The organism is Duganella sp. CF402, from assembly GCF_900109645.1.
In the GTDB taxonomy this organism is placed as follows: Bacteria; Pseudomonadota; Gammaproteobacteria; order Burkholderiales; family Burkholderiaceae_D; genus Rugamonas.
In genome coordinates, this window is record NZ_FOBG01000001.1 from 1931140 (window position 1) to 1953935 (window position 22796).

The following is a 22796-nucleotide window of genomic DNA, read 5'->3' on the forward strand; positions in this document are numbered from 1 at the left end:
GTCCGGCAAGGCGGCGATGGCCCTCATGTTGCAGCCTCGGTCGCAGTCTGCGCTACCCGCACCGCGTTGCGGCCGCCCTGCTTGGCGGCATACAGCATCTTGTCGGCCTGCTCCAGCCACTCGGCCGGTTCGGATGCCTGGTCCATATAGGCTACGCCGATGGAGATGGTGATCGGATGCCCTTCCAGCAGCGTGGCTGCTGCCACCGCCGTGCGCAAGCCTTCGGCCAGCCGCGCCGCCGCGCTCAGTCCCGCGCCACTGGCAAGAATCGCAAACTCTTCACCGCCGTAGCGGAAGATGCGGTCCGAGGAACGCGTGTGTCGGCGCATCAGCTCCGCCAGCCGGATCAGCACCTTGTCGCCCGCCGCATGGCCGTATTGGTCGTTGACCTGCTTGAAATGGTCGAGGTCCAGCAGCAGCAAGCTCGCTTCCAGTTGCGGCCTGCGCTCCTGCGCATGCTCCGCCAGCTTGCGCTCCAGCGCGCGGCGGTTGCCGACGCCGGTCAGGAAATCCAGCTCCACCGCCGTGTGCAACTCCTTGTTCTGCAAGCCGGTGCGGTAAGCGAAGATGTAGGCGAACAGGTTCACCAGCCCGATGGTGACCACGATGGTCAACAGGTTCACCACTTCCAGCCGACTCACGAGTATCGTCACCAGCACCGCCAGTCCGACGCTGTTGATGGCCAGCGCCAGCGTCGGCCGCAACACGAAATAGGCGGCGATCATGGTCGGGTACACCCAGTAGACCAGCGCCACGCCGCGCAGATAGACGGTGACCAGCATGCCGGCTGAATAAAAAATCGTCACGCCAATGCTGGCGACCTGATAACGGCCGGTGCGCCACACGTGCACAATCACCGCCAACATGCCGATCACCAGCGCCATATCCACCGCCGCCGAGGCCCAGCTGCCCTGCAGCAGCCGGTACACGCCGAACGGCAGGATGCTCGGGATACTCAAGGCGCACAGCAGCATCAGGATGACTTCCTCCTGGCGCCGCTGGCGGCCTCCCGACAGCCAGCGCCAGCGCCCTCCCCCTGCCTGCGCCGGCTGGTTCATGGCGGTGCTCAGTGGGCACCTTGCGGCGCAGGCGTCTCGGCCGCCGTGGCCTCCGCCTTATGCTCGCCCGCGAGGAACATATACATGGCCGGCACCACGAACAGCGTGAACAAGGTGCCGATCGACAGGCCGGTGAAGATCACCAGCCCCATTGCGTGACGGCCCGCCGCGCCGGCGCCCGACGCGATCACCAGCGGCACCACGCCAAACACCATCGCCGCAGTGGTCATCAGGATAGGACGCAGGCGCGTGGCCGATGCTTCCTCGATCGCCTCGCGCTTGGACTTGCCGGCCGCACGCAGGTGGTTGGCCACCTCCACGATCAGAATACCGTGCTTGGAGATGAGGCCCATCAGCGTCACCAGCCCCACCTGCGTGTAGATGTTGATCGAGGCGAAGCCGAGGAAGATGAAGGTCATCGCGCCGAACAGCGCCATCGGCACCGAGAACAGGATCACGATCGGATCGCGGAAGCTCTCGAACTGCGCCGCCAGCGCCAGGAACACGATAATCACCGCGAACAGCATGGTCACCAGGAAGCCGCCCGACTCTTTCGAGTACTGGCGCGATTCGCCCGAGAAGTCCGCCGTGTAGCCGGACGGCGCCACTTCCTTCAGCGCGTCGCGCAGGTACTGCTGGATCTCGCCCTGGGTGGAACCGGTCACGCCGGAGATGGTGGCGGCGTTCAGCTGCTGGAAGCGGTTGATCGATTCCGGCTGCACGCTGTACTTGATGCTGGCCACGGTGCTGGCCGGGATCATGTCGCCGGCCGGCGTCTTGATATGGAAGTCCAGCACGTCGTTTGGATTCAGGCGATCCACCTGCTGCACTTGCGGGATCACCTTGTACGAGCGGCCCGAGATCGAGAAGTAGTTGACGTAGCCGCCGCCCAGCGCCGCCGCCATCGCGTTACCGAAGTCCTGCTGCGTCAGGCCCAGCGTGGCCAGCTTGTCGCGGTCCACTTCGACCCGCGCTTGCGGCGTGTCGATCTTCAGGTCGACGTCGGCGAAGTAGAACTTGTTGTCCTTCTGCGCTTTTTCCAGCACCGCATGCGCCACCGTGTTGAGGTTTTCAAACGGCTCGGTGGTGGTGATCACGAACTGCACCGGCAGGCCCGAGCTGCCCGGCAGCGCCGGGAACTGGAACGCCGCCACGCGGCCGCCGGCGATGTTGTTCCACTTGGCCTGCAGCTCCTGCTGGATCTCGTGCGCCGAGCGGGTGCGCTTATCCCACGATTTGAACAGCACACCGCCGATGCCGGAATTCGTGGTCGGCACACCGGTGATCTGGAACATCTGCTCGTACTCGGGCAGTTCCTTGGCCACTTCGAAAATCTGCTTGGCGTAAGCCTGCATCTGGTCCGAGGTGGCGGTCGGCGCGCCGACCACCTGCGACAGCACGATACCCTGGTCCTCTTCCGGCGCCAGTTCGGACTGCGACATTTTGAACTGCACGATCAGCAAACCGAACACGATCACGCCGAACACGATCAGCACCGGCCAGGTGTTGAGCAGCGAATGCAGCAGGCGTAGATAGCCGTTGTGGACCTTCTCGAACACCTTGTCAATGGCCTTGACGAACTTGCCCTCGTCCTGCGTGTGGTCGAAGAAATGGCCGCACATCATGGGCGACAGCGTCAACGCCACGATGCCGGACACCGCCACTGCGCCGGCCAGCGTGAACGCGAACTCGGTAAACAGCGCGCCGGTCAGGCCGCCCTGGAAGCCGATCGGTACGTACACCGCGATCAGCACCACCGTCATCGCCAGGATCGGGCTGCCCAGCTCGCGCGCGGCGACGATGGCGGAATCGAACGGCGTCATGCCGGCCTTCATGTGGCGGTCGACGTTTTCCACCACGATGATGGCGTCGTCCACCACCAGCCCGATGGCGAGCACGATCGCCAGAAGCGTCAGCAGATTAATCGAGTAGCCCAGCATCAGCATCACGAAGAAGGTGCCGATCAGCGATAGCGGCATCGCCACCACCGGCACGATCACCGCGCGGAAGCTGCCGAGGAACAGGTAGATCACCACCGTCACGATCAGCAGCGCTTCCACCAGCGTCTTCACCACTTCCTCGATCGAGGTGTTGATGAACTCCGTGGAGTCGTAGACGATTTCGCCGGTCAAGCCGGCCGGCAGCTGGTCGCGGATCGGCGGGAAGGCCTCGCGCACGCGCTTGGCGACGTCGAGGATGTTGGCGTCCGGCGCCACCTTGATACCGATGAACACCGAGCGCACGCCGCTGAAGGCCACGTTGAAGTCATAGTTTTCCGATCCCAGCGTGACGGTGGCGATGTCCTCCAGCCGCACGATGGCGCCGCCAGCCTGCTTGACGGCCAGCTGCTTGAATTCGTCCACCGTGTGCAGGTCGGTGCCGGCGGTCAGCGGCACGGTCACCATCTGGCCCTTGGTCGAACCGAGGCCGGCGAGGTAGTTATTGGCCGCCAGCGCGGCGCTCACTTCGGCCGCAGTGACGCCGTGCGCCGCCATCTTGCCCGCATCCAGCCAGGCGCGCAGCGCGAACTGGCGTGCGCCCAGCAGCTCGGCGGTCTGCACGCCCTGGATCGAATCGAGCTTGGGCTTAACCACGCGCGACAGGAAGTCGGTCACGTTATTGGTCGGCAGCGTGTCGCTGTAGAAGCCCATGTACATGGCGTCCGTGGTCTGGCCGGTCTGCACCGTCAGCACCGGTTGCTGCGCCTGTTGCGGCAGCTGGTTCTTGACCGAGTTGACCTGGGTGGTGATCTCGGTCAGCGCGCGGTTGGAGTCATAGTTCAGGCGCAGCGTGGCGGTGATGGTCGACACGCCGCTGTTCGACGACGATGACAGATAGTCGATACCCTGCGCCTGCGCGATGGCCGATTCCAGCGGCTGCGTGATGAAGCCCGCCACCGTGGCAGCATCCGCGCCGTAGTAGGTGGTGGAGATGGTCACCACCGCGTTCTGCGTCTTCGGATACTGGTTGATCGGAAGGCTGAACAGCGAGCGCAGACCCAGCACCACGATCAGCAGGCTGATAACGCTGGCGAGGACCGGCCGCTTGATGAAGATGTCGGTAAAGTTCATGGCGCTGGTCCTCAGTGTTCCTGCGGCGTCGGATTCGGGCTGTTGGCCGGTATGACCTTGTTGTCGATCCGCGCCGGCGTGCCATTCTTCAGTTTCAGCTGGCCGGTGGTGACCACGGTCTGGCCTTCCTTCACACCGGTGAGAATGGCCACCTGATCGCCACGGGTCGCCCCCGTGGTGACAAACACCTGTTGCGCCACCAGGTAAGGCTGGCCCTTGTCATCCTTGAGCGCATCCTTGGCGTCGGCCGCCGGCTGCGCCAGCACGAACACGGTGGAGCCATACGGGTTGTAGGTGATGGCGGTCTGCGGCAAGGTCAGGTACTTCTTCATGTCGCCCTGGTCCAGCGCCACGCTGGCGAACATGCCCGGCAACAGCTGGCGCTTGGCGTTCGGCACGGTGGCCTGCACTTGCACATTGCGGGTGGCGGCATCGACTTTCGGGCTGATGGAAGTGACCTTGGCCGGGAAAGCCACGCCGGGATAGGCGTCGCTGGTCAGGTTCAGCTTCTGGCCAATGGACAGGCCGGCCAGCTGCTTTTGCGGCACGAAGAAATCGACGTACACGGTATCGATGGTTTGCAGCGTCACCAGCTTGTCGCCGGGATTGAGGTACTGGCCCGGATTGACGGCGGTGATCCCCAGCTTGCCAGCGAACGGCGCACGGATGGTCTTCTTGTCGACCGTTGCTTTCTGCTGCGCGACCAGCGCCTGCTTGCTCTTCAGGTCCGCCTCGTCGGCGTCGACCTGCGCCTGGCTGATGGCTTGCGCCGCCAGCTGCAGCTTGTCGCGCTTGAGGGTGGTGGCCGACAGGTCGGCGGACGCCTGCAGCGCGCGCAGTTGCGCCACGTCGGAATCGGCATTCAGCTCGAACAGCACCTGCCCTGCCTTCACCTCGTCGCCCGACTTGAAGCGCACCTCGCGCACCAGGCCCGCGATCTCGGTGGTCACGTCAACGCCGCGCACCGGCGCCAGCGTGCCGACGGCGCTGAGTTGCGGCTGCCATTCGGCCGCCTGCACCTTGACGGCAGTGACCACCTGGGCGCTCGGCTTGGGCGAGCTGGCAATCAGTTTTTTGATCTGCATATACTTCCCGAACGCCAGCACCGCGATCAGTAAAAGCACGCCTCCAACCATGATGAGCATACGCTTGGTCATGAAGTTTTCTCCTGCCGTTTTGATTATTGATTTTGACGATTCCACCAGCCGCCACCGAGCGCCTGGAACAGCGCCGCCGTGTCGGCATAGCGGGTTGCCTGCGCCTGTACCAGGCTGATATGGGTCTGCTGATAACTGCGCTGCGCATCAAGCAGGGCCAGATAGCTGATGCCACCCAGCTTGTACTGCTGCTCGGACAGCGTGAGCGTTTCGCGCGCCAGCGCTTCGGCCTCCGCCTGCGCCTTCAGCGCCGCCGCGTCGGCATCGAGCGCGCGCAGCGTGTCGGCCACGTTCTGGAATGCGGTCAGCACGGTGGCGCGGTACTGCGCGGCAGCGACATCGTAGGCCGCTTCCGCCGCGCGCCGCCGGGCGCTCAGGGCGCCGCCGTTAAAGATAGGCTGCGCGATGCCGGCCGCCAGGTTCCACACGCTGGTATCGGATTCAAACAGCTTGCCGAAGGTGGACGCCGACGAGCCGTAGCTGCCGCTCAGCGTGAACTGCGGATACTGGGCCGCCGTCGCCACGCCGATGGCGGCGCTGGCCTGGTGCAGCGCTTCCTCGCTGGCGCGGATGTCGGGCCGCTGGCGCACCAGCGCCGACGGCAGCGATACCGGCAGCTGCTCCGGCAAGGTCAGCGAATCCAGCACGAACTGCGGCATGCCCGCCTCGCCCGGCAGCTTGCCCGCCAGGACCGACAACTGGTGCTGCGCCGCCGCCAGCGCCTTTTCCAGCGGCGCCACCGTAGCCGCCACCTGCGCCACCTGGTTGCGCTGGCTGAGCACCGTCGCGCGCGGCACGGCGCCGTATTCGAACTGCTTTTCGATCACGCCGAGCTGGCGGTTCAGCGCATCCAGCACTTCGCGCGTGGCCTTCAGTTGCGCGCGCAGCGAGGCTTCCTGGATGGCGCCGGTGACCACGTTGGCGCTCAGCGCCAGATAGGTTGCCTCCAGCTGGAAGCGCTGGTAGTCGACCGCCGCCTGCGCGCCTTCCAGCGTGCGGCGCGTGGCGCCAAACACGTCCGGGGTGTAGGACACGTTGACCGAGGCGTTATACAGATTGAATACGCCAGCCGCGCCGCCGGCGGTGGCGGTGCTGGTCTTCTGGCGCGCCACGCCCAGCTGCGCATTCACCGATGGATAAACCAGGTTGCCCGCCTGGGCGTTGTAGTTCTCCTGCGCCTGCCGCAGCGCCGCTTCGGCCGCCGCCATGTTCGGATTTTGCGCCAGCGCGGCGCGGATCAGCTGGTCCAGCGCTTCTGATCGAAACAGCGCCCACCATTGCGCCGGGATCTCCTGCCCGAACGCGAACTGCTGGGCAGCGCCGCCGGTGCCGGGCGCGGAAACTGTCTTGGAAGGAAGCGGCGTCGGAGTATAACTATCGTTGGCGGCCGCCGGCGCCGCCGGTTGTTTAAAGTCGGGCCCGAGCGCACATCCGCTTAAGCCTGCTGCCAGTAAAGTTGCTGCGAAGATCCGTTTGTCCACTACAGTCTCCCCCACCGTGTTACTGATTAATATACATTATTTAACATGTTCGCATTTTTTCTGGCTCAAGTGTGGCTTTATTGCCGTGCGGCGACAAAAAAAAACGGGCTTTGCCATCGCTGGCAAAGCCCGTTTTCAGGATCAGGGTGTAGTCAGGCTGGTTCCGCAGTGGCCGCCGCGCCGACCGCACCGTAAGCGCGGTTGACTTCGGTCAGCGAGAAGGCGTTAGGACCATTGGTTTGCGCATCGGCGACTTCATCATGCGCCAGGCTGCGGTAGGTCAGCGGCGCTTCGTAGCGGATACGCTCGTCTTCGCTGATCTTGCCGTCGTGGTTAATGTCGGCCGACATTTCACCGTTAGGCGGCGGCACGCCCAGCAGGCCATCCTTGCCCACGCCCGGCAGCGGCTCAGGCGACGGCAGCGAGTCGTTCAGCGGGCTCGCGGCAGCGGCGGTATTGGCCGCCTCGGCATCGGCGCCGAAACGGGCCTGGAAGATTTGGGTCTCCGGACGCTGAGCCAGTTTTTTCAGGCCTTCGTCGAACTGTTGCAGCGCGGTTTTCAGCGACTCGTCTTCCGAGACGGCCTTGACCAGAGCGTTGGCCTGATCGCCAGTGTCGGTGGTAGAGCTGGTATCGATTTGCAGCGCGGTGGTGAAGCCGGGCAACGACAGATAAGCCGCCACCGAAGCACTCAGGTCCGCGTTGGTACTTTTATCCGTTTCTGCAACTTTTACAGGCGCGAGCGCCTTATCTGCAACCAAGGCTGCGGAAAGGGTAGCACCACCAATGTTGTTCACCATAATCATAATCGACTCCTGCAAGAAGATTCCTCACCCCTGCATTCTATCAGCGTTTTAGCAAGAGTTTTCATGTCGTGCGTTCTTCTCCTGCAAAAAAGTGCTCTTTTCCTTAAAAAATGCCTGATTGCAACACCGTCTTCATTATCGAAATTAATTGTCTTTATGTTTTGATAGTTTTACATGCATTTTATTGCCTGAAAGATCATACCGGTCATCGCCACGTCACAAGTATGGGCTACTATCACGTGTTATTTTCCTCACACTGGCGACGACCTATGACGAAAACCATGTCCTTGCGCGCCCTCGTTCTGGCCGCATCCTGCCTCGCCCTGTCCAGCTGCTACGCCGCGCCGGCGGCGAGCACCGCCTCCACCCTGCCCAAGCTCGTCGTCGTGCTGGTGGTGGACGGCCTGCCGAACGAGCAAGTGCAGCGCTACCGCGACCAGTTCGGCGAAGGCGGCTTGCGCCGCATGCTGGACCAGGGAGCGTCCTTCAGCAACGCCCACCAGGCGCACGGCGTGACCGTGACCGCCATCGGCCACAGCGCCGTGCTGACCGGCGCCTATCCTTATGTGCACGGCATCATCGGCAATAACTGGATCGATCCGCTGACCAAAAAATCCGTGTACTGCACCGAGGATAGCAACCACACCTACATCGGCGAAGAGACCAAGCCGTCCGACGGCACCTCGCCGGCCAAGCTGAAAGTCAACACGCTGGGCGATGAACTGCGCTACGCCACCGGCAGCCGCAGCAAAGTGATCACCGTGTCGGGCAAAGACCGGGGCGCCATCCTGCTGGCAGGTAAAACCGGCACGGCCTACATGTACATGGAAAAAACCGGCAACTTCGCCAGCAGCACCTACTACATGAAGCAGCATCCGGCATGGGCCACCAAGTACCTGGCGACCAAGCCGCAGGACCGCTACTACGGCAAGAGCTGGTCGGCGCTGCTGCCGGAAGCCGCCTACTCTGGCGATGCGCCAGAAGAGCTGAACGCGGTGAAAGCCGGCGCCCACAACCGCCTCCCGTACAGCTACTACAGTGAGAGCGGCGAAATCGATGCGGGCTACTACGCCAGCCTGCGCGTCGGCCCGTATCTGGATCAACTGACGCTGGACTTCGCGCGCGCGGCGGTCGAAGGCGAAAACCTCGGCCGCAATCCTGCTGGCGTGCCGGACCTGCTGGGCGTCAGCCTGTCTGCGCACGATTATGTGAACCATGCGTTTGGCCCGGAGAGCAAGCTGTCGCACGACCACCTGCAGCGCGTGGACCGTATGCTGGCGGACTTCTTCAACTATCTCGACAAGCGCATCGGCATGGACAATGTGCTGGTGGTGCTGACCGCCGACCACGGCTTCCCGAACACGCCGGAATTCGCGCAAACCCAGCACTACGACGCGCAGCGGATTGATGGCGACAAGCTGATGGGCGCGCTGGACAAGCACCTCGAAGCGAAGTTCGGCGTTGCGAAGCTGGTGCAGGCATGGTCGCTGCCGAACATCCATCTGGACTACGCGCTGGTGGAGCAGAACAAACTGAAACGCGAAGAAGTGGAAACCGCCGCCGCGCGCTACCTGCTGGCGCAGAACGGTATCGTCGACGCCTTCACGCGCACGCAGTTTGAAAGCGGCGCGGTGCAAGGCACGCACATCAACACCCTGATGCGTCGTGCATGGAACCGCGAATCGTCGGGCGACCTGATGGTCATCACCAAGCCGTTCTGGTACTTCGGCACCACCACCAGCGGCACCTCGCACGGCTCGCCGTACGCCTACGACACCAACGTGCCGCTGATGATCATGGGCAAACGCTGGATCAAGCCCGGTGCTTACGGCCAATACGCCGAAGTAGTCGACATCGCGCCGACCCTGGCCAACCTGCTGCACGTACGTCCACCAGCCGGCTCGGAAGGCCGCGTACTGACGGAAACACTGCGCTAAGGCTGAATGATGATAACCACGGGCGCAACCTGCGCCTGGGTTGTCTCGCCCTGAAGCAAAGCCGCCACGATCAAAGTATTGAGCACGACGCCTGCCAGCGCAGTGTTCACCAGCCACTTGATCAGGCGGCTTTCGAGTCGTGAAAACTTAGCATCAACTTCCTCGCTGAACGACTTAAAGCCAAGCTCCAAATTCTGGCGATGCGCATCCAGCAGGCCAACCACGATACATTCGTGCGCCTTCAACTCGCCAGCCAATCGCGCAAACGTCCCCTCAATTCTGGCGTCAACATAATCTTTGTCGATAGCGGAGTTCATGCCTTATCTTCTGCCTCGCTACAACCTCTGTCAACGCAGTTTTCAATCGAAAAATCTCATGCCCTTATAGGGCTTAGTTCTACACTCGGCCAGCCGCGAAGCGAGCGAGCCGACGTGGGCTTCCAACTGATGTCCGTCCGGATCGAGAAAATAAAACGAATCCCCTTCGCTACGATTTTCCTGCCAAGCGACCACCCTGCCCTCGATAAGCTTCTTCGTGAACCGATTGAAATCGGACTGCGAGATAGAAAACGCGTAGTGGGTGTAGGCCGGCGCCGGCTTGACGCCCGCCTCGCTACCCAAAGACAAACACAGCCACAGATCACCGAGCGCAAGGTACGCGCCGCGCTCCCAGATAGCCACCGGCTGAAACCCAAGAAGACGCGCGTAAAAATCAAAGCTACGCGACAAATCAGAAACGGCCAGCGTCAAGTGATTTAAACCAGTAAGCACAGAATACCTTGAGAAAAAAGGCCAGAAAATGCTATCTTATCAAATCCACAGCACTCTCCATCGGGGACTGCTTTCGGCCACTAGCAGACACTGGTGTTATCGACCTGATTTGAATATGCCGACTTACGTTAAAAGACACTGGAACGAGCTTCGAGATGATGAACATGACGCTTGGGGAACCTCTTGGTGGTACTTCGAAGTTGATAATGAAGGCGGGGTACTTCGTCAGATTGAGCAGTACGATTCCGGCGTTCGTTTATGTTATGGTGAACAGCATATAGAGGATGAGTTCGGCGGGCTTAGCCAAGTCCCACTGGATTTATCTGAGTCGGGGTACACCGCAATCTCATGACAAGATTTCGAGGCAGCCTGGAACTCCCCATAAATATGCGGCAACCGGCCAGCAGCGGACCTAGGCAACAGTACACCATTGGCAGTCTGAACACGGAAGTCTGAAAATGCTGAGATTCTTGAAGGCGGTTATTGTAGTGCTAATGTGTCTTTGGACGAGTGCTGAATCGAGTGAACTCAAAGATGTCTCGATGATCCAGCTCATTGCGAATCCGCAGCAGTATGACGGAAAGCCAATTCGCGTAATGGCCTTCCTGCACTTGGAGTTTGAAGGACACGCGCTTTACTTACACCGCGAAGACTTCGATAAATCCCTATTGTCTAACGCAGTTTGGATATCACTAGACGATCAGCAGATTCGTACGTCTAAAAAATTTAGCGGCGGATATGTACTGGTCGAAGGGGTTTTTAGTGCTAAGGATCGAGGACATTTAGGTATCTTTTCGGGATCGATTCAGCGGGTTACTCGATTGCAGAGTTGGGAACGCAAGAAGAAATGAGGCCGGGTTTGTAGTCATTCCGAGGCGGCCGTAGCCGGCCAAGAACAGACATAGAGATAGGAGCATCCTAGTGCAAGTAGCCGAATCTCCAATTGCTGCGTTACGCTTCCGCGTTAGCTACCAGCCTGGGGAATACCTGAGAATAGTTACAGCCCATGCTCTTGCTGAACTGGCACGCCGAAAAATTGAACAAGGAAAGAAGATAAGCCGACTAGATGTCGTCATTCTGCGGACCTGTTTGTTGCTATTTGTTCCGCCGATATTCCTATTTAAGGTATTGAAAGTTGGCACTTGTGACTTTCATTTTGATGATACAGGGATCGTCCGGCGTTCGAAGGGCGGAGAGTTGGTCGTCCCTTGGACCGAGATCGTCGCCATTCATACGTACCCAGCAGGTTATCTATTTGCGCAGATCGGCGGCGCAATGCCGGTTCCTTTTAGGGTACTGAGTGATGAGCAGCATGTTCTATTGAAGGGTTACATTGCTCGACATCAACCCGCCGTACGCTGACGGCCATTAGCAGTCAGTGATAACTTTTAAAGAATAGCTTTTATGAATTTTGACGGAGCATCCCCAGTAGTAATTTCATTGGCGAAGGAGTTCATCGCGGCGATGCGACGAATAAATCCTTTGTGGGAACGCGCCTATTGGCGATTCGTATGCGCAGATGCCCAATATGGCTCCAATGCCTCCTACAGCACTTCATCAGGCGTCACGTTGATTTCCACTCTCAATGAGGGCCAGCTATTCGACAATCTAAACGACTTAGGACGGCAACTTTGGAATTTTGAAAGCGACCTAAGCCGGAAATTTTGCGTTTGCCTTTTAGTCGTGAGCTCTGACTTCGATTACGAAATAAAATTTGAACAGCATGACCAGAATAAATGGCGTATCACAAAGCTCGATGGTAAGAGCGGAATACCAGAAGGCCTGTAAATTTCAATGACGACTGACGGCTTCGGGGCGATAGTTGCCGGTCGCCCTCGCTTGCTAAAAGGGCCTTAGCTGATCACAGTTAACACTAGCAAGATACTTGAATCACGCCCTCTGGCGGGGCGTCCGGCGATATGGCGGAACGCCTAGGCGATTCAGGCCCTGGAACGAATCTTTAATTGGCAGCTTGGGGTGGAAGTACCCAAGGATGCAATCGGCGTTGCGTACTGCGATTTGGATGTGCGATAAGCGCCTTATGGCAGAGGTTGGAAAGACCGGCTGGCCTTGTGCGAAGAGGCCGCGAACTGTGTCATAGGGCGGCTGTCCAAACTTTATCCGCTGACCATGTACGTGATTGATTACTGCGCGATCAAGATGATGCAGTATTCCTTCCAGATCATCAGGGCCAGCGGAGCGATTCCTGGGCAATTCGAAACCTGCAGGAAGGTCCTCTTCCAAGGCGGCATAAGCCAATTTAATCTCTTCAATGCCAGCTTGGGTCGTCAGATCGAGGCAGTTGCCAAGCTGGATCACCGCACCAATAGCGTAAGAACGCAAAATCGGACAAGCCGTCAGATTCAGATGCGGCGCCTCCGCGGCGGCTTCGGCAAACATCTTGGCACGCAAGCCATCTCCCTCGAAGAAGTAAATTCCTTCTCCGAGCCAGTCGTATGGATTTTTACTTGGCCTGAGGTGAGAGTAGTCATCACCTGTAAGCTGGATAGCCGTATCAAAATCGCAGCCGTGGTAGGCAACAACAATGTCACCGCTCATTTTTTATAGGAGGCGGTGAGCTTGCCGCTCTTTGTCCAGAGTCCAAAAGACCGGCCTATCTCGACAATTTCTTCCGGTGTCAGCCGTCGCCGCCCTTCGGCAGGAGCCTCTCTCAGCTTCTTGAAGTACTCGTTTTGCCGCTCCCACATCTTTTGATGTTCTGGCGACAAAGGGCTTGGCTGGGCTTTGGCTTTTTTGGCCCTCTTCGGTGCTGAGGCGGGCTTGGCTTTGGCGGGCATGGCTGGCTGAACAAACGCATATCGGGAGTGATCCAGTCTACTCCTCAAACACGCGTGCCGGCACACGCCACCTGTTGATCCATGTCTAAACGCGTGCGGCGCTCAAATCAAGCTACTCAGATAACGGTTCAGATGATCGAAATTGAGCGGCTTGGAAAAATGCTGGGTGAAGCCCGCCGCGACCGCCTTCTTGGCCGAATCGCGGTCGGCCGAGCCGGTCAGCGCGATAATCGGCACCGTCTGCGCGCCCGGCATGCGGCGGATCGCGCGCACCGCGCCGAAGCCGTCCATCCAAGGCATGCCAAGGTCCATGATGATGGCCTTCGGCATGCTATCGCGCACCCAGTCGCAAGCCTCGTAGCCGTTGTGCGCGGACGCAGTCTCATAGCCCTGACACTGCAACAGTGCCGACAACGATTCGACCATATCGGTGTTATCGTCCACCACCAGAACCTGTTTCGCGCTTGCCATGATATGCCTCACATTGAAAGAGTTTGTGAGGCTATCGTAGCAACGGCTGAGTTAGCCGTATGTTCGCCAGCGTACCTTAAGCCTCACCGCGCACGGCGGCTTCGATTTTGGCGACGTCGATTTTGCCCATCTCCATCATCGCGGCGAAGGCGCGCTGGGCCACTTCGCCGCCCTGGGCCATCGCGTCGGTCAGCACGCGCGGGGTGATTTGCCACGACAGGCCCCACTTGTCCTTGCACCAGCCGCACGCGCTTTCGGTGCCGCCGTTGCCGACGATGGCGTTCCAGTAGCGGTCGGTCTCGGCCTGGTCGTCGGTGGCGATCTGGAAGGAGAAGGCTTCGCTTTGCTTGAAGGTGGGGCCGCCGTTGAGGCCCATGCAGGGAATGCCGCAGACCGTGAAGTCCACCGTCAGCACCTGCCCGGCTTTGCCGCCGGGGAAGTCGGCCGGTGCACGATACACCGCGCCGACCGAACTGTCGGGGAAGGTGCGGGCGTAAAAGTTCGCGGCTTCTTCCGCGTCCTGGTCGTACCACAGGCAGATCGTATTCTTATTCGTCATCATCTCTCTCCTCTGTTGAGCTCCGGCGGGCAACGCCACCGAAGAGCAGTATAATCAATTGGGGCAAACGACGGCCCCATTTTCATTTCAGGAGTGCCATGCTCGAATTACGCAATGTAGTGAAAACCTATGGGAAGAACGTCCGCGCGGTCGATGACATCAGCCTGGAGCTGCCGGCTGGCGTGGTTGGCCTGATCGGCCACAATGGCGCCGGCAAGACCACGCTGATGCAGATGATCGCCACCATTTCCCGGCCCACCAGCGGGCAAATCATGTTCGATGGCGTGGACATCGTGAAGCAGCCGGACGCCATGCGAAAGCGGCTCGGCTTCCTGCCACAGGACTTCGGCGTCTATCCCAATCTGAGCGCACTGGAATTCATGCAGTACTTCGCCGCGCTGAAGGGCGTGCGCGATCCGGCGCGCATCAAGCACCTGCTGGAACTGGTCAATCTGCACGATCACGCGCACAAGCAGGCTGCCGGCTTCTCAGGCGGTATGCGCCGCCGGCTGGGGATCGCGCAGGCGCTGCTCAATGATCCGGACGTCCTGATCGTCGACGAGCCGACCGCCGGCCTCGATCCGGAAGAACGGCTGCGTTTCCGCCATCTGCTGTCCGAAATCGGCTTCCGCAAGCTGGTCATCATCTCGACGCACATCGTGTCCGACATCGAAAACATGGCGGGGCGGCTGGTGATCATGAACCAGGGCCGGCTTGTAGGCAGCGACACGCCCGACAACTTTGTCCAGCGCGCCCGCCCGCAAGTATGGTCGGCAACCGTGACGCCGCAAGAATATGAAACGCTGCGCGCGCAAGTCCAGGTCCTGCAGGCCCAGCGAAACGAGCATGGCATCACGCTGCGCATCGCCCACCCATCCTCACCGCACGCCGACGCGCGCCCGGCGGAACCTAGCCTGGAAGAGGCCTTGATGGCGCAACGCTATGCGGTGCGCGACCACGCCGGACTGGCGCCATGAACGCCGCCATCACAGCCCTGCTGCTGACCGAAGTCCGGCTGCGCATGCGCCGCCCCGGCACGCTGGTCGCGGTGCTGGCGCTGATCGTGCTGACCTGGCTGATGGTGGGCGATCCGGCCAAGGGCCACGCCATGATCGTCAGCGACAATGCCCGTGTCACCTACAACAGCAGTTGCCTGGCGATAGGCAGCGCGGCGCTGACCGGCCTGTTTTTCGGCCTGATCGGCTTCTACCTCACGCGCGGCCGCATGAACGAAGATATCCGCACCGGTGTGGGCGCCGTGCTGGCCGCCACGCCATCCGGATCCGGCGTGTTCGTTTTCGGACGTTGGCTGGGAAACGTGGCCTACCTATGCGGGCTGCTGCTCATTTTTTTAGTGACCATGCTGGTGCTGCATCTGCTACGCGGCGAAGGGCCGATGCAACTGGCGGTCTATCTGCAAACCTATGCGCTGGTGCTGCTGCCGCTGGTGTTCTTCACCGCCAGCATCGTGCTGTTGTTCGAGTCCTGGCCGCCGCTCATGGGAAAAGGCGGCGATGTGCTCTACTTCGTGCTATGGACCATGCAGCTGAGCGCCGGCGCGATTGCGACAGCGAATCACAAAAGCTGGTCTCCCGCGTTATTGCTGGATTTCTCCGGCATAGGCATCGTCATTGCGCAGGTATCGGCGGTTCTGCCGTCTAGCGGACTGGTGATAGGCGGTGGTGACTTCGACGCGTCCCTTGCGCCGAGGACGCTGCCGAACTTGCTGTGGACCGCGCCCATCGTCTGGACACGCATCGCTTCCGCCCTGATCGCCCTGCTGCCGTTACTGCCAGCCCTGCTCCTGTTCCACCGCTTCTCGCCAGACCGCGTCAAGGTCCGCGCCGGGCAAGGCGGCTGGTCGCCGCTGGCTTTGCTCAACCGCGTCCTGCGCCCCTGCGCGCGTATCGCCCGGCCGCTGCTGCCGCTGGCGGCGCGCTTGCCAGGTGTTGGGGGCCATGTGCTGGCGCTATTGGCGCTGGTGCTGCTGACCAATCCGGCCGCGATTGTGGCCGCACTGGCACTGCTGGTACTTGGCTGCGCGATCGACGGCCCGCAGCTTGGCGCGGTAGTCATCGGCGCCATTGTGGTATGGGGTATTCTGATCAGCGAAATCAGCGTGCGCGATGCACAATATGATGTTGACGCCATGACCGCCGCCCTGCCCGGCGGGCGACTTCGCAGCTACGCCGCGCAATGGCTGGCTTCCTGTCTGCTGGCCTTGTTGCTGACCGCTCCGGTCCTGCTGCGCTGGCTGGCCCACGCGCCGCTGCGCGCAGCGGCCTTGCTGTGCGGCGTGGCAGCCTTGTCGGCCGCCGCTGGCGTGCTGGGAGGATTGAGCCGGACAGCGCGAACCTTCCTCGCGCTGTTCTTGTTCGGTATGTATGTGGCGACGCAGGCCGTCACCATCCCGGCGCTGGACGTCGCCGGATTCAATGGCGCCGCCACCATTGCTTCGGTCACTGGGTACCTGGTGGCGGCCGGCCTGTTGCTGCTACTCGGGCGGCTTCTGGCGCTGCGCCAGAGCCGCTAGCTGGTAATCGTCAACCAACCATCAGCTTGACCGACTTGAGGTTCACGCTATCCGGGCCGGCGTGGATGGTGAAGCTGCCCGGCTCCACCACGCGCTTCATCTCGGTGTTGTAGAACCACAGGTCCGACGGCTTGATGTCAAAGCTCAGCGTGCGCTTCTCGCCCGGCTGCAGCGTGACGCGCTTGAACGCCTTCAGCTCCAGCACCGGCCGCGTCACCGAACTAACATCGTCGCGAATGTAGATCTGCACCACTTCGTCGCCCGCGCGCTTGCCGGTATTGGTCACATCCACTTCGACCTTGGTCGACTCACCGACCCCGATAGTAGCTTTGGTCAGTCGCGGCGCCGAAATCGCAAACGTGGTGTAGCTCAAGCCGAAGCCGAATGGATACAGCGGCTTGGTCGAGCCATCGATGTAGCCACGGCGCGCCGACGGTTTGTGGTTGTAGAAGATCGGCAGCTGGCCCACGCCGCGCGCGATCGACACCGGCAGCTTGCCGCCTGGGTTGGCGCGGCCGAACAGCAGGTCGGCCGCCGCGTTGCCGGTCTCCTGGCCCATGTACCAGCCTTCGATAATCGCATCGGCCTTCTCGGCCAGGTAATTGATCGACAGCGGACGGCCGTTCAACAAGAACACCACGGTCGGTTTGCCCAGCGCGAAGATGGCGCGCGCAAGGTCATTCTGCTGGCCCATCAGGTCCAGCGATTCGCGGTCGCCGAGGTGAGTATCGGCCCACGCTTCGCGGCTGGTCTGCTCGTTATCGCCCAACACCATGATGATGGTGTCGGCCGACCTGGCCGCTTCCACTGCATCGGCGATCAGCTTCGCGTTGACCGCCGGATCGGTGAACTTGATTTCGTCCTTGCCCCAGATACGGCTTTCGGTGATGCGTACACCTTCGGAATACGCCAGCGCGAAGCCCTGCGCCTTGGCCTCGGCTTCCAGGCCTTCATGGATCGACACCACGTGGCGCGGAATATCCGAGTAGCCGCCGATCGGCGTGTCCTTGGCATGGGTACCGATCAGCAGCACCTTGCCAACCTTCTTGCCGTCCAGTGGCAGCAGGCCCTTGTCGTTCTTCAGCAGAACCGGAGTGCGCGTCGCTGCCACGCGTGCCAGTGCGACGGCGTCCTTGGTGGCGGTCAGGCTCTCTGCTGCCTTGGCGTCCACGTAAGGATTTTCAAACAGGCCGGCTTCGAACTTCATGGTCAGCACACGGCGCACCACGGCGTCGATTTCGCTCACGCTGATGCGCCCTTCCTTCACCAGCTGGCCCAGCTCCTTGAAGCCGGCGCCGTCCGGCGTCTCGATATCGACGCCGGCCTTGAAGGCGCGATAACCGGCCTCCTTGGCCGAATCCACCAACTTGTGGCGCGACACCAGTTCGATCACGGCCATGTAGTCCGACACGGTCAGGCCCTTGAAGCCCCACTCCTCGCGCAGCACCTTGGTCAGCAGCCAGTGATTGGCGTGCGACGGCACGCCGCCGATCTCGTTATACGACGGCATCACGGCGCCAACGTTGGACTCCTTGATCGCGCGCTCGAACGGCGGGAAGAACTCCTCGCGCAAGGTACGTTCGGTGACTTCGGCCGGTCCGGTGTTGGTGCCGTTTTCCGGCTGGCCGTGGCCCGTCATATGCTTGAGCGTAACGAACACCTTGTCCTTGGCCAACTTGGGATCAGTACCCGCAAAGCCGAGAATGGCCGCCTTGCCGATCTCGCCGCAGACGTAAGGATCTTCGCCGAAGGTTTCCTCGATGCGTCCCCAGCGCGGTTCGCGTGCCACGTCCACCACCGGCGCCAGCGCCAGGTTGGCGCCGCGTACACGCATTTCGCGCGCCGCCACGCTGAAAATCTTCGTGGTCAGATCGGTGTCGAAGGAAGATGCGATGCCAATCGCCTGCGGGAAGCAGGTTGCGTGGCGCGCCACATAGCCGTGCAGCGCTTCTTCGTGCATGAACATCGGGATGCCGAGGCGAGTCTGCTCCATCGCCCACTTCTGCGCCGCGTTGACGTAGTTGGCGGTTTCCAGCGCGGTGCGGTTCAGCACCTGGCCGTCATCGCCGGCGGCGCCAGCGCCCTGCCCCAGGCGGCGGTCCGACGGACGCGCCAGCATGCCCATACCATGCGGGAATTCCTGCTGTGCCTTGGCGGCGACGAACTCACCCTTCTCGTCCTGGATTTTGACCTTGGTCAGCCAGGTGCAATGCAGCTGCATGATTTTTTCTTCCAGCGTCATGCGGCCGATCAGATCATCGACGCGCTTTTCAACCGGCAGCGAGACGTCCTTGTAAGGCGCCTTGGCTGGCGCGGCGATCGCCGGCAGCACGGTGAGACCGGCCAGCCCGGTCATGGAGGTAAGGAACTGCCTGCGGTTATTGGTCATGCGTTGTCTCCGTTATTGGATATATTTTTTATCGCTTGCCGGCGCGAGTGCTGACGTCCACCCAAACTGCCAGCGTCAGGATCGCGCCTTTGACGATCATCTGCCAGTAGGTGTCCACGTCCAGCATCGACATGCCGTTGTCCAGCGAGGCCATGACCAGCGCACCAATCAGCGCGCCGTGCACGGTACCGGAGCCGCCGCGCATCGAGGTGCCGCCGATGAAGCAGGCCGCAATGGCATCCAGCTCGCCCGAGGTACCGGCCGACGGCGAGCCCGCAGCCAGGCGCGCGGTGTTCACCAGGCCAGCCAGTGCGCACATCAGGCCCATGATCCCGAAGATCCACAGCTTGATCGATTTGACGTTGATGCCCGACAGGCGGGTCGCTTCCATGTTCGAGCCGACCGAGTACACGCGGCGGCCAAACACGGTCTGCGTGGTGACGTAGCTGAAGATGCCCAGCAACGCCAGCAACAGCAGCACCGGCAGCGGAATGCCTTCATACGAATTGAAGGTGATGACAAAGGCCGCCAGCACCACACCCAGGCCAGCCAGCTTGGCGGCATCGCGCCACACCGGCGCCACGTCCAGCGCGTGCGCGGCGCGGCTGCGGCGCTGCGCGAAGATCAGGTAGATGGCCACCGCAAACAGCAGGAAGCCCAGCGCGATGCCCAGCGTCGGCGACAGGTAGGCCTGGCCGATGTAGACCATGTCGTCAGACACCGGCGCAATGGTGGTGCCGCCGGTGACGCCCAGCACGATGCCGCGATACGCCAGCATGCCGCCCAAACCAACGATGAACGAAGGGATGCCCAGATAAGCCGTCAGGTAGCCGTTGAACAGGCCAATCACCAGGCCCACCACCAGCACCACGACCAGCGTGAGCGGCAGCGGCAGGTGGTGCGTCACATCCAGCACCGCCGCCACGCCGCCCAGCAGGCCAAGCAGCGAACCGACCGACAGATCGATCTCACCGGCGATAATCACCAGCGACATGCCGCAAGCGACGATGCCGGTAATCGCCATCTGGCGCATCAGGTTGGAGAGATTACGCGGGGTGACGAAACCGCCCTCGGTGTGATAGCTGAAGAATGCCCAGATCAATGCCACCGCAATCAACAGGGCCAGCATTTTGTACTGCGTGAACAGCTGTTTCAAATTGAATTTCATTGGTAGTCCTAATGTCAGTGCGCCTGATCCAGCGCTGCTGCCAGCACGGTTTCCTGGCTCAGGTTATCGTTGACGAAATCGCCGCGCAGCTTGCCCTCGCCGATCACCAGCACGCGGTCCGAGATGCCCAGCACTTCGGCCAGTTCCGACGACACCATGATGATGGACATGCCCTCTTTCGCCAGATTGAAGATCAACTGATAGATCTCGAACTTGGCGCCGACGTCGACGCCGCGCGTCGGTTCATCGAGGATGAGGATTTTCGGTTTGGTCAGCAGCATCTTGGACAGCACCGCTTTTTGCTGGTTGCCGCCCGAGAGGCCGGTAATCGGCAGGAACGGGCTGGAAGTCTTCAGCTTGACGCTCTTGATCTCCTGGCGGATGGTCGCCAGTTCAGCTTCCTGGTCAATGCGGCTGGCGCGTGCAAAATCCTTCAGCACCGCAAGCGTCATGTTGTGGCCAACACCGAGGTCCGGCACGATGCCGTGATGCTTGCGGTCTTCCGGCACCATCGCCAGGCCGTTGCGGATGGCTTTCACCGGCGTGCTGGTATCGAGCTTGACACCATTGAGATACACCTCGGCCTCGCTCGGTCCCGGATAGGCGCCAAAGATGGCCGACACCAGCTCGGTGCGGCCCGCGCCCACCAGGCCGGCGATGCCCAGCACTTCGCCCTTGCGCAGCTTGAACGAGATATCGTCCACGCGCTTGCGTTCGGGGTTGTCGGCGTCGTAGCAGGTGACGTTGCGGGCTTCGAAAATCACTTCTCCCGGCGTGTGTTCACGCTGCGGATAGAGCTGCGTCATTTCGCGGCCCACCATCTGCGCAATGATGCGGTCGATATTCATCTCCGACATCGGCGTGGTGGCGATATGCTGGCCGTCGCGGATGGTGACGATGGTGTCGCAAATGTCCGCCACTTCATCCAGCTTGTGCGAGATGTAGACGCAGGTGACGCCCTTGGCTTTGAGCGAATGGATAATATTCAGCAGCACCTTGATCTCGGACGCCGTCAGCGAGGACGACGGCTCGTCGAGAATCAACAGGCGCGCGTTCTTGTTGAGCGCCTTGGCGATTTCGATCAGCTGCTGGTGGCCACCGCCGTACTGCTTCACCGGCAGCACCACGTTCACGTCATTGATGTTCAGTTCTTTGAGCAGTTCCTCGGCGCGGCGGTTCATGGCCGCATAGTCCATGCGACCGCCCGGCAGTGTGATCTCATTGCCGAGGAAGATATTCTCCGCCACCGACAGCTCGGGCACCAGCATCAGCTCCTGGTGGATGATGACAATACCGGCCGCCTCGGTCTCGCGGATCGATTGCGCCTGCAGCGGTTTGCCATCCCAGATAATCTCGCCGTCCCAGGTGCCGTGCGGGTACACGGCGGACAGCACTTTCATTAACGTCGATTTGCCGGCGCCGTTCTCGCCACACAAGCCCGCGCATTCGCCGGCCTTGAGCTTGATGTCGATGCCGTTCAGGGCGCGCACACCGCCAAATTCCTTGACGATGTTGCGCATTTCCAGAAGATATTCGGCCATGCTGCTCCTTAGTTGGTCAGCTGGGCCTTGGTGTAAAAGCCGTCGTCGGTCAGCACGTTGACGTTAGCCTTGGTCAGCGCGGTCGGCGCCAGCAGCAGCGTGCTCACGTTCTTCATGCCGTTGTTGTAGCTGGCATTGAAGGCCGGCGCTTCATTGCGCACCAGCTTGACCGACAGGCGCGCCGCTTCGGTGGCGATCACTTTCAGCGGTTTGTAGACGGTCATGGCCTGGGTGCCGGCGATCACGCGCTTGACGGCGGCGAGATCGGCATCCTGGCCGGAGACTGGGACTTTGCCGGACAGCTTTTGCGCGGCCAGTGCCTGGATCGCGCCGCCAGCGGTGGCGTCGTTGGAGGCCACCACGGCGTCGATCTTGTTGCCGTTGGCGGTCAGCGCGTTTTCCACGATGGACAGCGCTTCGGACGCGCTCCAGTCCTTGACCCACTGCTTGCCGACCACTTTGATGTCGCCCTTGTCGATCAGCGGCTGCAGGACTTTCAGCTGGCCTTCGCGCAGCACCTTGGCATTGTTGTCGGTCGGCGCGCCGCCCAGCAGGTAGTAGTTACCCTTTGGTTTGATGGCCACCAGGCTGCTGGCTTGCAGCTCGCCGACCTTGGCGTTGTCGAAGGAGATGTAGGCGTCGATATCGGCGTTGAGGATCAGGCGGTCGTAGGAGACCACCTTGATCTTGGCCTTCTTCGCTTCACGCACGGCGTTGTTCAGCACCGTGGCGTTGTACGGAACGATGACCAGCACGTCCACGCCGCGCGAGATCAGGTTTTCGATCTGCGAAATCTGGCGCTGCTCGCTGGCGTCGGCCGATTGCACGTAGACCTTGGCGCCCAGCTTTTCAGCTTCGGCGGTGAAGTATTCACGGTCGCGCGCCCAACGCTCGAGGCGCAGGTCGTCGATCGAGAAACCGATCTTCGGGTTCTTGGCGTCGGCCATTGCGCTGCCGGCGCCCAGTGCCATCATCGCGCCGAGTACGGCGCTCGCTACAATCTTCTTCATCTAATCGTCTCCGTTAGTTATTCTTGCCACCGTCGTCCCGGCGCAGG

Annotated in this window: 21 protein-coding genes; 6 read left to right on the forward strand and 15 right to left on the reverse strand. The window is 61.2% G+C overall.

What is annotated here, in order from left to right; genetic code table 11:
* Nucleotides 1-23 precede the first annotated feature (23 nt).
* The 5 genes from BMZ70_RS08625 to BMZ70_RS08645 form a co-directional block, all read right to left on the reverse strand.
* On the reverse strand, nt 24-1058 hold the full coding sequence (locus BMZ70_RS08625) for a GGDEF domain-containing protein (RefSeq protein ID WP_092272438.1): 1035 nt from the start codon (nt 1056-1058) through the stop codon (nt 24-26).
* Nucleotides 1059-1066: 8 nt separating this feature from the next.
* The gene (locus tag BMZ70_RS08630) at nt 1067-4129 is read right to left on the reverse strand and encodes an efflux RND transporter permease subunit (RefSeq protein ID WP_092272441.1); all 3063 of its coding nucleotides are present in this window, start codon (nt 4127-4129) and stop codon (nt 1067-1069) included.
* Between the two features lie 11 nt (nt 4130-4140).
* Nucleotides 4141-5286 carry an efflux RND transporter periplasmic adaptor subunit gene (locus tag BMZ70_RS08635; protein WP_092272444.1) on the reverse strand — a complete coding sequence of 382 codons (1146 nt, stop codon included), beginning with the start codon at nt 5284-5286 and terminating at the stop codon, nt 4141-4143.
* Between the two features lie 23 nt (nt 5287-5309).
* The gene (locus tag BMZ70_RS08640; RefSeq protein ID WP_229205346.1) at nt 5310-6767 is read right to left on the reverse strand and encodes an efflux transporter outer membrane subunit; all 1458 of its coding nucleotides are present in this window, start codon (nt 6765-6767) and stop codon (nt 5310-5312) included.
* A 152-nt stretch (nt 6768-6919) separates the two neighbouring features.
* Nucleotides 6920-7450 carry a hypothetical protein gene (locus BMZ70_RS08645; protein WP_229205347.1) on the reverse strand — a complete coding sequence of 177 codons (531 nt, stop codon included), beginning with the start codon at nt 7448-7450 and terminating at the stop codon, nt 6920-6922.
* A gap of 392 nt (nt 7451-7842) precedes the next feature.
* On the opposite strand from BMZ70_RS08645, the gene BMZ70_RS08650 reads away from it, so the two are divergent.
* Nucleotides 7843-9510, forward strand: a complete 1668-nt coding sequence (locus BMZ70_RS08650; protein ID WP_092272449.1) for an alkaline phosphatase family protein — start codon at nt 7843-7845, stop codon at nt 9508-9510.
* On the opposite strand, the gene BMZ70_RS08655 is transcribed toward BMZ70_RS08650, so the two are convergent.
* Both BMZ70_RS08655 and fos read right to left on the reverse strand, forming a co-directional pair.
* A complete protein-coding gene (locus BMZ70_RS08655) occupies nt 9507-9827 on the reverse strand; it encodes a hypothetical protein (RefSeq protein WP_092272452.1) in 321 nt (106 codons plus the stop codon). The genes BMZ70_RS08650 and BMZ70_RS08655 overlap by 4 nt on opposite strands.
* Before the next feature lie 42 nt (nt 9828-9869).
* Complete coding sequence (gene fos, locus BMZ70_RS08660) at nt 9870-10280, reverse strand: fosfomycin resistance glutathione transferase (RefSeq protein ID WP_092272455.1); 411 nt, start codon at nt 10278-10280, stop codon at nt 9870-9872.
* Between the two features lie 542 nt (nt 10281-10822).
* Here fos and BMZ70_RS08665 point away from each other — a divergent pair.
* The 3 genes from BMZ70_RS08665 to BMZ70_RS27955 all read left to right on the forward strand — a co-directional run bounded on the left by BMZ70_RS08665 (nt 10823) and on the right by BMZ70_RS27955 (nt 12068).
* On the forward strand, nt 10823-11131 hold the full coding sequence (locus BMZ70_RS08665) for a hypothetical protein (protein ID WP_130300848.1): 309 nt from the start codon (nt 10823-10825) through the stop codon (nt 11129-11131).
* A gap of 70 nt (nt 11132-11201) precedes the next feature.
* Entirely contained in the window at nt 11202-11642 is a 441-nt protein-coding gene (locus BMZ70_RS27950) for a YcxB family protein (protein ID WP_130300846.1), read from the forward strand.
* A gap of 42 nt (nt 11643-11684) precedes the next feature.
* Nucleotides 11685-12068 (forward strand): hypothetical protein, encoded by a 384-nt coding sequence (locus BMZ70_RS27955; protein ID WP_130300844.1) that lies wholly within the window; start codon nt 11685-11687, stop codon nt 12066-12068.
* Between the two features lie 102 nt (nt 12069-12170).
* On the opposite strand, the gene BMZ70_RS27960 is transcribed toward BMZ70_RS27955, so the two are convergent.
* The 4 genes from BMZ70_RS27960 to BMZ70_RS08680 form a co-directional block, all read right to left on the reverse strand.
* Nucleotides 12171-12839 carry a hypothetical protein gene (locus tag BMZ70_RS27960; RefSeq protein WP_130300842.1) on the reverse strand — a complete coding sequence of 223 codons (669 nt, stop codon included), beginning with the start codon at nt 12837-12839 and terminating at the stop codon, nt 12171-12173.
* Entirely contained in the window at nt 12836-13078 is a 243-nt protein-coding gene (locus tag BMZ70_RS27965) for a hypothetical protein (RefSeq protein WP_130300840.1), read from the reverse strand. Before BMZ70_RS27965 ends, BMZ70_RS27960 begins: the two co-directional genes overlap by 4 nt.
* Before the next feature lie 102 nt (nt 13079-13180).
* The gene (locus BMZ70_RS08675; protein WP_092272464.1) at nt 13181-13549 is read right to left on the reverse strand and encodes a response regulator; all 369 of its coding nucleotides are present in this window, start codon (nt 13547-13549) and stop codon (nt 13181-13183) included.
* A gap of 76 nt (nt 13550-13625) precedes the next feature.
* On the reverse strand, nt 13626-14108 hold the full coding sequence (locus BMZ70_RS08680) for a VOC family protein (protein ID WP_207231549.1): 483 nt from the start codon (nt 14106-14108) through the stop codon (nt 13626-13628).
* Nucleotides 14109-14206: 98 nt separating this feature from the next.
* Here BMZ70_RS08680 and BMZ70_RS08685 point away from each other — a divergent pair, with 98 nt between their 5' ends.
* Nucleotides 14207-15085 (forward strand): ABC transporter ATP-binding protein, encoded by an 879-nt coding sequence (locus tag BMZ70_RS08685; protein ID WP_092272470.1) that lies wholly within the window; start codon nt 14207-14209, stop codon nt 15083-15085.
* Nucleotides 15082-16641 (forward strand): ABC transporter permease, encoded by a 1560-nt coding sequence (locus tag BMZ70_RS08690; RefSeq protein ID WP_092272473.1) that lies wholly within the window; start codon nt 15082-15084, stop codon nt 16639-16641. Before BMZ70_RS08685 ends, BMZ70_RS08690 begins: the two co-directional genes overlap by 4 nt.
* A 10-nt stretch (nt 16642-16651) precedes the next feature.
* Here BMZ70_RS08690 and BMZ70_RS08695 read toward each other — a convergent pair whose 3' ends face one another.
* From BMZ70_RS08695 to xylF, 4 genes are read right to left on the reverse strand one after another with little or no spacing between them, the layout of a single operon-like run.
* Complete coding sequence (locus tag BMZ70_RS08695) at nt 16652-19030, reverse strand: glycoside hydrolase family 3 N-terminal domain-containing protein (RefSeq protein WP_092272476.1); 2379 nt, start codon at nt 19028-19030, stop codon at nt 16652-16654.
* Nucleotides 19031-19058: 28 nt separating this feature from the next.
* The gene (locus BMZ70_RS08700; RefSeq protein ID WP_092272479.1) at nt 19059-20198 is read right to left on the reverse strand and encodes a sugar ABC transporter permease; all 1140 of its coding nucleotides are present in this window, start codon (nt 20196-20198) and stop codon (nt 19059-19061) included.
* Nucleotides 20199-20212: 14 nt separating this feature from the next.
* Nucleotides 20213-21739 (reverse strand): D-xylose ABC transporter ATP-binding protein, encoded by a 1527-nt coding sequence (xylG, locus tag BMZ70_RS08705; protein ID WP_092272482.1) that lies wholly within the window; start codon nt 21737-21739, stop codon nt 20213-20215.
* An 8-nt stretch (nt 21740-21747) separates the two neighbouring features.
* Nucleotides 21748-22749 carry a D-xylose ABC transporter substrate-binding protein gene (xylF, locus tag BMZ70_RS08710; RefSeq protein ID WP_092272485.1) on the reverse strand — a complete coding sequence of 334 codons (1002 nt, stop codon included), beginning with the start codon at nt 22747-22749 and terminating at the stop codon, nt 21748-21750.
* Nucleotides 22750-22796: the final 47 nt, after the last annotated feature.